The organism is Paenibacillus sp. J22R67, from assembly GCF_059692175.1.
The window spans coordinates 1,065,204-1,078,305 of sequence record NZ_JCAUAX010000001.1; the positions used below are offsets into that span (position 1 = coordinate 1,065,204).

Sequence of the window (13,102 nt, forward strand, 5' to 3'; positions counted from 1 at the left end):
AGTCGTCTAAGCCCCCCCTTTCAAAAATAATTCAATGACCGGCACCGCTACATCGGGCTTTCTTACAGGGAGTGACAAGACTAGCGTCTTCTCATCTCTACCCTCTTTATAAGCTCCGTTGTCGATTCCGCTATGGACAACGCCTTGCTTAAATCGGATCTCTGATGCATCGTTAAGCAGCTGCGCGTATTCGACTTGCCCAGCCAACCCATGCAAGTGAATGCTTTTAAACGGCCAACTATACACATGCACATATAAACGATTGGTCTCGGGGTTATAGGTCAGTCGGCAATCCTGCGGACACGTAATCGTCTCTGGCGCCTGTGTGCAACCATAAACCGAACGGCTGTGACGCTTCATCCAGTCGCCGATGCCTTTTAAACGATCAATAGAGCGCTCATCAAATTCGCCTCTTCCAGTCGGACCTACATTCAGGAGCAAATTGCCTCCTTTGCTGACCACATCAATCAGCATTTTGACCAGCATATCTACGCTTTTCCATGACTCTTCATCCCGATGATATCCCCAGGAACCACTAAACGTATGCGGCGTCTCCCAAACTACGCGTTTACCATCAATCTGTACCCATTTGGTCGGCAAATACTGCTCAGGTGTCGTAATATCTCCGCCTATTTGTAAGCGATCGTTCAATAAAATGTTCGGCTGCAGCTCGCGAATAAGCTTGATGAGCTCCCTGCTCTTCCAATCTTCCTTGCCTTTGCCCGGTAATCCGTTCTCCTCTGGAAAAGAAAAGTCGTAAAACAACAGATCTACATCGCCGTATTCGGTTAACAATTCCTTCGTTTGGCCAAACAAGTAGTCACGATATTGCGCAAAATCCTTCTTAGCGCTTTCAGAGATAGCCTCTTCATCAAATCGTAACGGATGCTTCGTGTCGATCGTGTAATGCGGATGATGCCAATCGATCAGGGAATGGTAAAAGCCTACCTTCATGCCACGCTCACGGAACGCCTCCGTCATAGGTCTGATTAAATCCCTGCCTGCTGGGGTATTAGACGCCTTATAATCAGTCAGCTTGCTGTCCCATAAGCAGAACCCTTCATGATGCTTGGTCGTTACTACTGCGTACTTCATTCCAGCATCGTAAGAGAGCTGCGCCCACAGTTCTGGATCGTAAAGATCCGGATCGAACTTATTGAAATATTTGTTGCGGTATTTCTCCCCGCTCAATCTCTCTCTCGATTGCAGCCATTCATGTCTGGCAGCTAGCGAATATAGCCCCCAATGAATGAACAAGCCGAACCTGTCGTGCGTAAACCATCCGCTGTCTCCGGTTGTTGGTTCTATTTCGTATGTCATTGCATTTACCCCCTTGTACTTCCGTAATAGGATTGGAAAGTCTGTGGAACCGACCTGCCCTGTCCACGGCTAGCACCTGATCAGGCGCTACTTTCCGCTTGCATGAATATGACCTCATGATCAGTTTACAAGAAAGCAAGCGGCCCATTATAGGCTGAATTCATCACATATATAGGTGGCGCGCTTCACATGCTTCAATGAAAAACAACGTTAGAAACTCGCCTCTTCACGTTGGCGCTCCTCTAGCGTTGTTTTTCATCGTTGCATTCCCTTCAGCGCCAACCCTCGGGGCGCTCTCCTGCCTACAACGATGTTTTTCATCGTTGCAGCCTTCTCGCCGAGGCACACGAGCGCTGCAACGATGTTTTTCATCGTTGCATTCCCTTCAGCGCCAACCCTCGGGGCGCCCTCCTGCCTACAACGATGTTTTTCATCGTTGCATTCCCTTTAGAGCCACCCCTCGGGGCGCTCTCCTGCCTACAACGATGTTTTTCATCGTTGTAGCCTTCTCGCCGAGGCTGTAACGTGCTGCAACGATGTTTTTCATCGTTGCATTCCCTTTAGAGCCAACCCTCGGGGCGCTCTCCTGCCTACAACGATGTTTTTCATCGTTGTAGCCTTCTCGCCGAGGCGGTAACGCGCTGCAACGATGTTTTTCATCGTTGCATTCCCTTTAGAGCCAGCCCTCGGGGCGCTCTCCTGCCTACAACGATGTTTTTCATCGTTGTAGCCTTCTCGCCGAGGCACACGAGCGCTGCAACGATGTTTCTCATCGTTGCATTCCCTTCAGCGCCAACCCTCGGGGCGCCCTCTTCCCTACAACGATGTTTCACACCGTTGGGGGCCTTCTCGCCACCGCCCTCCGTTCAACGCCCCTCAACAGCCTTCAACCACGTCGTGGCCATCAGCATATCCCCCAAGGAGTTCATATGCACACCATCCGTTGTTAAATCCTGACCGGTTTCCAGCTTTATAAAATCAACAAAAGCAAGATGCGTCGGAACCAGAATGGCATCGTACTGATCCGCCAGTCGATTCACAATGTCCACATACGGCTTCAGCAGCCGGTTTCCTGTGGCATCCGGATACTCCTTGATAACCGTAGGCTGCATCAGGATCGCTCTGCAATCTGGTATTTGCTTCGTTTGATCTAGCAAGTTACGGTAGATGTCTTCGAATTTGTCAGGGTATACCTGCTCGCCCATAGGTGCGTCTAATTGCCGCCAGACATCATTAATCCCGATGGAAATGGACACCCACTGGGGTTGATGATCCATCACATCCAGCGTCCATCTTTTCTCCAAATCGATCACACGATTACCGGATACGCCCTCATTAATAATTTTCAGACTAAGCTGCGGATAAACCGCTGTCAGGTAATCGTGAATGATCCGCACATAACCCGAACCAAGCTTCAACGGGTCTTTTTTTCGCCCTTTATCTGTAATGCTATCCCCGATAAACACAATGCGATCTTTCTTTTTAAACGGCACTGCCATACCTCCTTTTTAAAATCAGCTAGACAAGCTGCCTTGCAGCATCTGATACACGGCATCCAGTTGCTCCACTTCAAGCTTATGATTTCCCTTGAAAGCACTCGCATCCTTGGAACGGCAATGCAAAGAAATGGGCAGTCCCCTTTGGCTCAGATGATACTTCGCATTAACAGGGTACATCTGCAGCTCAATTAGAGATGCGGCTCCAACAAATGACTGCAGCCTATCCGCTATGACCGACTCCTTGTTCCAATTTTCGGTCAAGCGCACATAAATATCAGGATGAAAATTAGCCATAACACCGCTGAAGCCAGAAGCTCCCATCCTTAGGGAGGCCAGCAGCGTTGCGGAATTGGCATTAAATAGTTGAAGTGAGCTGCCTTTCACCGCTTCAATTTTTGCGGCAATTTGCTGCAAATCGCAGCTGGTGTCCTTGAGAAAAGCGAATCTCCCCGTATCTGCACATTGTTTGAGCAGCTGCGGACTCAGCAGTCTTTTGTAAGGATACGGACATTCATATATGCCCATTGGCACATCCGGGACTCGATCAATCAGCTGCAAAACACGCTCGAACCATATCTCGTCAGATTCATCCGAGCTTGCCAGACGATTGCTGACTAGCACAACTGCCTGAACCCCTGTCTCTGCTATCCGCTGCAATTCTTCTACCTGCTCCTCGAACAGGTCGGAGGTATGACCCGAAGCGATGACCGGAACCCGGCCAGCAGCTTGGTTCGTGACGAATCGAGCAATGCTCACTCTCTCCTCCAATGTCAAATAAAACATCTCACTCGATTGACACACCGCAAATAGGCCATGCACGCCTTGGTCAATATACCATTCAATCAGTTGCTCCAATGCGCCATAGTCCACTTTGCCGGTATCCGTGAAAGGTGTTACCATAGTGGGCCAAACACCTCTTGGTATGTTCATAGCCATTGCCTTAGCTCCTTTCTTGATCCTTTGTCGACAACACGACTTCTGCCAGATAAGTGTCCATGACCCGCCCAAGCTCCTCTTTCGCTGATGGACTCAACGATTGTACAGGCAGTCGAGGTTGTCCCGCAGGCAATCCGATCATGCACATCGCTTCCTTCAGAACGGAAGGGAGCGTCCCCATAGCAAACGCGCTGCGCAAAGCTCGCAACTTCCGCTGCTGTAATTCTGCTTGCTCCAGCTCCCCCTGCTTCCACAAGTCATAAATACTCTTCACAACTTCTGGAAACACGTTGGCGGTTGCTGCTATAGCTCCATGTCCGCCAGCCATCAATGTTGGCAATATCAGTGAATCCGTTCCTGCGAGTACGGAAAAGTTCTGTCCAACTACCTCTATGTATTGCAAAATGGTATCAAAACTGCCGCTGCTGTCTTTGATACCAACAATGTTAGGCACTTTGCTTAGTTCCTTCACGGTCTGAGGCTGAAGGGAGTTCCCGGTCCTTGCGGGAATGTTATACAAGAGCACGGGAAGCTCCGTCGCTTCCGCAATCATGCGGAAATGACTCAGCAGCTCCTGCTGGGTATACGTCAAAAAATACGGGGTAATGACGGACAAAGCATCTGCACCCATACGCTCCAAACGTACGGCGAGTTCAATAGATTCCTTCGTACTTGTGCAACCCGCACCCACATACACAGGTAACCGCCCCTGTGTTTCCTCAAGGACGATTTCGGCGACTCGCAGTTTTTCCTCGAAGGACAGGGAGAAGAACTCCCCATTCGTACCGAGACAAAACAATCCGTGTACATCCGCTTTAATCAATCTACGAGTTAATTGCCGCAATGCGGCTTCGTCAATCTGCTGATCAGCATTGAAAGGTGTCACCATAGCAGGAATGATCCCTGATGGTTGTAGTAAATGTTCCATATCCTCTCTCCTTCTTTAAGAACACGGCTGGCACACTTCGAAGACACCAACCACTTCTCTCATTCTTACTATAGTTGTCATGGAAGCAATTTCTGGTATACAGCTTGAATATCATCTATGTTCATCGGTTTCGGATTATTATGCAGAAGCCTTGTTACCTTGGAAGCAGCCACAGCCAACTCGCCGATATCGTCATCAGTTACGCCGAAAGTGCGCAAATTTTGTGGAATGCGCATCTCCACAGTCCACGCGAATATGCGCCGATTAACCGCTTCCGAAACTGCCTTCCCGCCCTCAGTTCCAACCTGCAGCCCCATCGCGCACGCAACATGTCCGAGCCTCTCCTGTATGGCATCCATATTGAACCTCATGACATGCGGCAGCAGCATCGAATTCGCGACACCGTGTGTAATGTTAAATTTCCCCCCTAGCGGATAAGCTAGAGCATGCACAGCTGCTGTTCCAGCCGAACTTAATGCCATACCGCCGTACATCGATCCTAGGAGCACGCTCTCTCTCGCTTGAAGATCTGATCCGTGATGGTAGGCTTGCAGCAAATTGCCAGCAATTAAACGGATTGATTCAAGGGCAAACATATCGCTTATAGGGTTAGCTTTCGTGGAGATATAGGATTCCAATGCATGAGTAAACGCGTCCATACCGGTTGCCGCCGTGATGTTTGGCGGCAGGCTAACGGTCAGCACGGGATCGATAATAACCATCATAGGAAGCAAGTACCTGCTGATGATGCCTACTTTTAATTCCTGTTCTGGAATAGTCACAATTGCGTTCGGTGTCACTTCTGAACCCGTTCCTGAAGTAGTTGGGATTAGCACCGTAGGTATCCCTGGCTTCGATACACGGTCAATGCCAATTAGGCTCATCACGTCCACGGGATCGGTCATTAAGACGGACAACAATTTCGTTGCGTCAAGCACGCTCCCACCGCCAATGCCGATGAACAAATCGACAGGTTCGGAGGCGATGCCGCTGAACACTTGTTGAATGTTAGCCACCGTTGGTTCTGGTTTCACATCGATTAGGCATTTGCTGGTTATTCCCGCTTGCGACAGTTCGGTCTCTATTCGATCAATGACCCCCATCGCCTTTATCGAAGGTTGCGTTACGATCACCACGTGCTTGAAATCTCCGTACCTTTTTATCCTTGGAACTAGATCGGCTATCGCCTGTTGTCCGGCAACAATACTGCCTGCTGTTTCTAACATAAACGGATTGAAACCGTGATTGTCCTTCACTTAGGGCCCCTCCTTTCGAGCTGTTTTGCCTAAATTCCCCCCTCATCCTACGCTCGGCTATTCGTGATGTCAATGCTGCTAGGCGCTGACGATCGCTTTGACCTATATATCAGGTACAATACCCCACACAACAAGTAAGCGCTTAATTGTAATCTGAATAGGGAGTTGGTCATTGGATTTTTTTATAATGAGGAGCGTGTCACGTTGCATATACAGCCTTATCTCACGCCATATAAATGGGGTAGTCCTGTCCTTGTGGGATCAGGGTTGCCTGGTAATTTCGACGAGCGAGCCGTCGATTGTCCGTTTGTCTTTCAACATGGCGGCATGTTCTACATGATGTATGTGGGGTTTGACGGGATCGGTTACCAGACGGCATTAGCCGTTAGCTACGATCTTATAAACTGGGAGCATCTAAGTGTCATCCTGCAAAGAAATGAAGACTCGGCCTGGGATTCCATTAATGTTGCCGGTACATGGATTTTGAAAGAAAATCGCCTTGATGCTCCGCCCGTGCTGAAAAAATGGAACAACAAATATTGGTTAGTCTATCACGCTTATCCAAACGCAGGTTATGAAGAAGGCTCCGCCAAAATTGGCATCGCTTGGACCGAGGATGAACAGCTGCTCGATTGGCATCGATGTCCAGATCCAATCCTCACCCCAGAGGAAGGCGCAGATTGGGAAAAAGGCGGGCTCTACAAAGAGTGCCTGGTCGAACATGAAGGTAAGTTCTATCTGTACTACAATGCCAAAAATACAAATAAAGGGCGATGGATCGAACAAACAGGCGTTGCCTTCTCCACGGATTTGAAAGAGTGGCACCGATACGAACAGAATCCTGTCCTGGAGGTTACTCCGGATGGATGGGATTCAGGATTTGTTAGCGATCCGTGTGTGCTGCACGATCCTGACCGCGACCAGTGGGTCATGTATTACTTTGGCTACAATTACAAGCAAGCGCAGGAAGGAATTGCTCTTTCCCGTGATCTTTTACATTGGGAAAAGTATCCTGAGCCGATCATTCGTGTCGGTGATGAAGGCAGCATTGACTCTATTTTTGCCCATAAACCCTCAGTCATTAAGTATGAAAATGTACTCTATCACTTCTACTGCTCCTGCAGGCCATATCGAGAAGGCGATCCAACCAAAAATTACGGTAAAGAGTTCCGAACAATTAGCGTCGCAACCTCACAACCGATGGATACCCAAACACGATGACTACGGGGGTGAAATCAGATGCAACTGAATGAATTGTTAGTAGAAAGCACGCTTCGCCCACTCGGGATTGATGTTCTCCAGCCGGCATTCGGCTGGAGTTTTGCTGATTCACCAGTACGTTTGCAAATGCAAACAGCCTATAGAATCATTGTTTCTGCTAACGAAGATAACTTTCAAAGTGACATTGTGTGGGACAGCGGTCAACGTAACAGCAAGAAAAACGTTCATATCTTGTACGAAGGTCCGCCGCTTGCGTCCAGGCATCGTTACTATTGGAAGGTACAGGTCTGGGATGAGAAAGGCCAAATGACGGAAAGCCCAGTCACCTGGTGGGAAATGGGTCTTCTCCATGACAAGGATTGGTCTGCGGCTTGGATCGCTCAATTTGAGAAGGAACCCGCTGAAAGACCCGCCCTTCCTCTCATGAGGCGAGAATTCCATCTGGGCAAACCAGTGGCACAAGCACGTGCCTACATCTGCGGGCTAGGTCAGTTTGAGCTGCGTTTAAACGGGGAGAAAGTCGGCGACAACGTCCTTGAGCCGGGCTGGACCAACTATGACAAAACTTGTCTTTATTGCGTCTACGATGTGACTGACCAACTTCATGAAGGCGGTAATGCGATCGGGGTGATGCTGGGGAACGGCTTCTTTAATGTGACAGGCGGTCGTTACAGCAAGTTCAAGCAATCATTTGGCAGCCCAAGATGCCTCGTTCAGCTGGAAATCACGTTTACGGATGGTACCCAAACTCAGATTCTTAGTGATCGGAATTGGAATTCCGCTCCGGGACCTATCCTCTTCTCGTGTATGTACGGAGGCGAAGATTACGATGCTAACCACCTCCATGCGGATTGGGATCTGCCTGGTCTAATTCCGAATGGTGTCTGGAAACCAGCGGTAGAAGTACCAGCACCTGAAGGAAAACTAAAGTCACAAGCGATTTCCCCTTTGAAAGTGATGGAAACCTTTCAGCCTGTACAGATGACTCAGCCGCTTCCCGGTGTGTATGTGGCTGATTTCGGCACAAACTTTTCGGGTTGGATCAGCATTCGTGCAAAAGGCCCTCAAGGCGCAAAAATTACGATGGCCCCTGCCGAATTATTGAAGGAGAACGGCACCATGAATCAGAAATGGACGGGTTCCCCAAACAGGTTCACTTATACCATGAGCGGAGATGCGGACGAGGAAATTTGGTCGCCGCGATTCAGCTACAGCGGTTTTCGTTATGTGCAGCTCGAAGGTATCGTTCCAGCGGATGCGGCGGAATTAGCGGTAGGCGATTCCGATATTCCCGTACTTCTACAAATTCAAGGACAGATGATATACCCAGACGTGAGAGTTTGTGGAAACTTCGTCAGCTCGAATAAGCTGCTAAACCGCACGCATGAGATCATTAACCAAGCGATTCTAAGCAATATGAAAAGCATTTTCACAGATTGTCCGCATCGGGAAAAGCTAGGTTGGCTCGAGCAAATTCATTTGATGGGCCCTTCCGTAGCCTTTAATTACGATGTCGAGCGATTGTTCATCAAGACCATGGAGGACATCCGGGACGCCCAGCTGCCAAGCGGGATGGTGCCGACAACTGCGCCGGAATATGTTGTTTTCTCTGATCAATGGCGCTGCTTCCGTGATTCTGTCTCATGGGGCGCCGCCTATATACTCGCAGGCTGGAATTTGCTGCAATTTTATGGGAACCACCGTATTTTAACTGAACATTATGAAGGTATGAAAGCCTATATCGACTATCTAAAAGCAAACTCTGATCAGCTGATTATCCACAGCGGCCTTGGAGATTGGTACGATGTTGGCGACAATCCGCCTGGATTTGTTCAAAATACGCCTGTTGCGCATACCGAAACCGCTATGTTCTACCATATCGTCGATGTGTTTGCACAAATTGCAAAGCTTCTGGACCGCAACGATGACGCTCTCCAGTATGCACAGCTGCGTGAAGACATTAAATCTGCGTTTAATCATGCTTTTTTTGATGACCAAACGCAGCAATATGCCACTGGCAGTCAAAGCGCGAACGCTATGCCGCTTGTTCTAGGTCTTGTCGACGAGCCATACAAGGAAACCGTTTTTTCCCACTTAATACGTGACATCACCTCGCGCGGGTATCATACGACAGCAGGCGATGTAGGCCACCGTTATGTGCTGCTAGCCCTTTCCCAGAACGGGCGTTCAGATTTGATCTATCGGATGAGTCAAAATACCGATCACCCCAGTTACGGTTATCAGATTGAAAACGGCGCAACATCGTTGACGGAAGCTTGGGACGGACCCACCGTGGGCAAATCGCAGAACCATTTTATGCTCGGACATTTGGAAGAATGGCTCTATAGCGGCTTGGCAGGCATCCATTATCGGTATTGCCCCGATTTCGAAAGCTACAAGCTGTCTATAAGGCCAGCTATACTGGACGGCTTGAATGAAATAACGGCAGATTATCTGCTGCCATGCGGTAAGCTGCGAGTCGCATGGCAGCAGGATACGGATGACCGTCGACTCCGGCTTGAGATCACCATTCCGGCAAATTGTTTGGCGGATGTCTACCTTCCTTCTGTTTCCTTGGATACTCTCCTTGAAGGCGGTGTTCCGATTGCGGATGCAGCGTCTATACAAGAAGTGCTCATTGATAATAGTCATGCCGTCATACGCGTGGGCTCAGGCATCTATCTGTTTGAATGTACGTTTTAAAATGAAAAGAAATTATCTACTTATTCTCGGGTGGGGTGCTGCTATGATCGATCGAAAAGCTTTAGTTGGGCGTCATAATCCGCTGATTACCAGCTTTGATAAATTCTCTTCCCTCTCCGTCGGCAATGGGAACTATGCCTTTACGGTTGACGCAACCGGTTTGCAGACCTTCCCAAGCCTATATGCTGACGGTGGTGTGCCGCTTGGCAACTTCTCCAATTGGGCGTGGCATACGCACCCAAATCCAGAGCAGTACCATGTGGATAAGTTCCCAAGAACCTATTTCTCTACCTTTGGTGGAAGAGATATCGGGTTTCCCTATATGGCACCTGGGCAAATAACCGATGAATACAAATGGCTTAAGTTTAATCCGCACAAATTGCATCTGGGAAAAGTTAGCTTCCGTTTCACGCTTCCTTCAGGCGAAGAAGCCTCCGCTGACGACTTGAAAGATATTGAACAAGTGCTCCATCTATGGGGTGGGGTCATTGAAAGCCAATTCTCAATCAGCGGAACGAAAACCATGGTAACCACCTGCTGTCACCCCACACAGGATCTGATCGCAGTTCGCGTTCAATCTCATTTGATCCGCCAAGGACGTCTCCAGATTGCCTTTCATTTCCCTTATGGGACATGGAAGTTCGCAGGTGTGGATTGGGGAAAAGGCGGTCAGCACGAAACCGAAATCGCTAACAGCAGCAGCCATTCCGTCCAAATTGAGCGAAAGTTAGATCAAGACTCCTATGCGTTTGCGGCGGCTTGGTCAAGCGGAAGCTTAGGTCAAGACGAGCAAGACACCCATTTGCTCCTTCTAACACCATCACCTGATCAGGATGAGTTCGAGTTCCGGTTCAGGTTTGCTCCTGAAACAATGGATGCCGATCTGCCAACGTTTGAAGCTGCACGAGCCAGCTCTGAGCAGCATTGGCGAAACTTTTGGACCTCCGGTGGCGCAATTGAGCTTGCTGGCAGCAAAGATTCACGCGCGCTTGAGCTTGAGCGCAGAATTGTGCTGTCCCAGTATTTGACCGCTATTCAATCATCCGGAACCTTGCCACCGGCGGAATCAGGACTTACCCATAACAGCTGGGCTGGTAAATTTCATCTAGAAATGCACTGGTGGCATGCCGTTCACTTTGCACTCTGGAATCGGACGGATGGCCTGACCAACAGTCTGGAATGGTACATCAGCATCCTGGATCAAGCCCGAATGCTTGCCGCTTCTCAAGGATACGAGGGGGCCAGATGGCCGAAATGTGTCGCTCCGGATGGTATTAACGGTCCCTGTTACATCGAACCGTTCCTCATCTGGCAGCAGCCACATCCTATTTATTACGCTGAGTTAATCTATCAAATCAAGGGCACAAGAGATACGCTCAAGAAGTATGCGGATCTCGTCTTCGAAAGTGCGGCATTCATGGCTTCATTCGCAGAATGGGATACCGAGCAGCAGCGGTATGTGCTAGGTCCGCCAGTTGCCCCTGCACAAGAAATTTATGATCATGCAACGACAATGAATCCAACTTTTGAATTGTCTTACTGGGCTTTCGGCTTATCAACAGCCCTTGCATGGCAGGATAGACTCGGACTTTCACGTAATGAGAAGTGGGAGCATGTCCTGAACCATTTGTCCAAGCTTCCTGAGGTGGATGGTCTATATGTCGCTGCGGAGACAGCTCCCGATACATTTTCAAGTGGCAGCAGCACCAAAGATCATCCTACCATGCTAGCGCCGCTTGGTATCCTCCCCGGCAACATGGTGGATCGTGAGACGATGCTTCGGACACTGCACGAAGTCATCAAGGTATGGGACTGGGATGCGACATGGGGATGGGACTATCCATTGGTGGCCATGACATCAGCAAGACTCGGGGAAGGGCAATTGGCCGTAGACACTCTCTTGATCGACAAGGTCACGAACACCTTCCTCCCCAATGGCCACAACTACCAGCGGAAACCATTAACGGTGTATCTCCCTGGAAACGGCGGGCTGCTAAGTGCAGTTGCCATGATGGCGGCAGGTTGGGAAAACGGACCTGATACTCATGCACCAGGTTTTCCACAAGATGGATCTTGGGTCGTAAGATTCGAGGGTTTGGCACGAATGTTATAATCAGCACAAACGGAGCCCGCTTGCCGCGTGGCTCCGTCTTCTATTAATCCAATATAGCTAGTGACGTATCAATAATACCTGCTAGTTTTTCTTTATCATCTGTCGTTTTAACCAACACGCATAAACCAATGAAGGCATTGTTTAGAAACTGCGAAATCTTAAATGCATCATGATGACTTTCAATCTCTCCCGTTTCCTTGCCACGCAAAACCAGTTCGTACAGCTTGTCCTCTGTTTTAATAAAACTTTGATTCACTTTCGCAGCGGCTTCGGTATCACAAATGGCCAACTCAACAGCCGTATTAACCATTAAGCACCCTTTAGGTCGTTCCTCTGCCGTGATGGCGAATTCAAACATTCGCCTGATGGCTTGTTTAATCGAGGTGGGTTCATCCACTTTCTTATGAACGGAACTTTCCAACAATTCACCATATTTCTCTACTGCCTTCATATATAAACGATGTTTATCTCCGAAAGTATCGTATATACTTCTTCGATGTATCCCCATATGAGTCACTAAGTCCTGCATGGAAGTTTTCTCGTAGCCTTGCTCCCAAAATAGGTGCATGGCTTTTCGCAGCACGGTATTCACTTCGAACTCTTTGTTTCTAGCCATATTCAACCTCCTTTGTACAATGTCTAGTATAACACTTCCGCATAGATCCACCACAATTTTCACCTGAGAACTATGGGATCACCTTGAACCAATCATTCGAGTTCCGTACAACTTCCAATAAATTCCTAAACCTTGCGGTAATCCCGCTAAGGGTTTGCTCAAGGAACTGGAGTACTCTATTTGAAGAAAAACAGGCTATTTCCTCTCTGTGCGGAACTACAGGGTCTTATTTGTCCTCAATACTGCGTTTTTCAGGTGAAATTGGCAAAATAGCGGAACGCAGTTCCCCTTGAACGTGGAAATTGTGGCTTTTCAGAAAAATAGCGGACTCCAGTTCCCTGCAAAATTCAAAAAAATAAAAAATCCCCACAAAGTGAGGACTTTCATCAAGAAGTGACATGAAATTATGACTTTCAAATGATTACTTTAGTAATATTTAGCATAAATCCAACATTTTTGTTTGTTTTAAGACAGAATATTTCAAAGATTCTTGTTAGACTTGACTTATTA

At 48.5% G+C, this 13,102-nt stretch carries 9 protein-coding genes; 3 read left to right on the plus strand and 6 right to left on the minus strand.

Going from position 1 to position 13,102, the window contains the following annotated elements; all coding sequences use genetic code 11:
- Positions 1-6 precede the first annotated feature (6 nt).
- From AC58VC_RS04810 to AC58VC_RS04830, 5 genes are all read right to left on the minus strand, one after another.
- Entirely contained in the window at positions 7-1,320 is a 1,314-nt protein-coding gene (locus AC58VC_RS04810; RefSeq protein ID WP_497367672.1) for an alpha-L-fucosidase, read from the minus strand.
- An 866-nt stretch (positions 1,321-2,186) separates the two neighbouring features.
- Positions 2,187-2,813, minus strand: a complete 627-nt coding sequence (locus AC58VC_RS04815) for an SGNH/GDSL hydrolase family protein (protein WP_497367673.1) — start codon at positions 2,811-2,813, stop codon at positions 2,187-2,189.
- A gap of 21 nt (positions 2,814-2,834) precedes the next feature.
- Positions 2,835-3,755 (minus strand): dihydrodipicolinate synthase family protein, encoded by a 921-nt coding sequence (locus tag AC58VC_RS04820; protein WP_497367674.1) that lies wholly within the window; start codon positions 3,753-3,755, stop codon positions 2,835-2,837.
- A 4-nt stretch (positions 3,756-3,759) separates the two neighbouring features.
- A complete protein-coding gene (gene dapA, locus AC58VC_RS04825) occupies positions 3,760-4,683 on the minus strand; it encodes a 4-hydroxy-tetrahydrodipicolinate synthase (protein WP_497367675.1) in 924 nt (307 codons plus the stop codon).
- Positions 4,684-4,760: 77 nt separating this feature from the next.
- On the minus strand, positions 4,761-5,909 hold the full coding sequence (locus tag AC58VC_RS04830) for an iron-containing alcohol dehydrogenase (protein ID WP_497367910.1): 1,149 nt from the start codon (positions 5,907-5,909) through the stop codon (positions 4,761-4,763).
- 234 nt (positions 5,910-6,143) lie between these two features.
- Between AC58VC_RS04830 and AC58VC_RS04835 the strand changes: the two genes are divergently transcribed.
- Genes AC58VC_RS04835 through AC58VC_RS04845 form a run of 3 tightly spaced genes read left to right on the plus strand, consistent with a single transcriptional unit; the run spans position 6,144 to position 11,976 of the window.
- A complete protein-coding gene (locus tag AC58VC_RS04835; protein WP_497367676.1) occupies positions 6,144-7,160 on the plus strand; it encodes a glycoside hydrolase family protein in 1,017 nt (338 codons plus the stop codon).
- A gap of 18 nt (positions 7,161-7,178) precedes the next feature.
- Complete coding sequence (locus AC58VC_RS04840) at positions 7,179-9,863, plus strand: alpha-L-rhamnosidase (RefSeq protein WP_497367677.1); 2,685 nt, start codon at positions 7,179-7,181, stop codon at positions 9,861-9,863.
- A 43-nt stretch (positions 9,864-9,906) separates the two neighbouring features.
- Entirely contained in the window at positions 9,907-11,976 is a 2,070-nt protein-coding gene (locus AC58VC_RS04845) for a glycoside hydrolase family 65 (protein ID WP_497367678.1), read from the plus strand.
- Positions 11,977-12,019: 43 nt separating this feature from the next.
- Here the strand turns inward: AC58VC_RS04845 and AC58VC_RS04850 are convergent, their stop codons facing one another.
- Complete coding sequence (locus AC58VC_RS04850; protein ID WP_497367679.1) at positions 12,020-12,592, minus strand: TetR/AcrR family transcriptional regulator; 573 nt, start codon at positions 12,590-12,592, stop codon at positions 12,020-12,022.
- Positions 12,593-13,102: the final 510 nt, after the last annotated feature.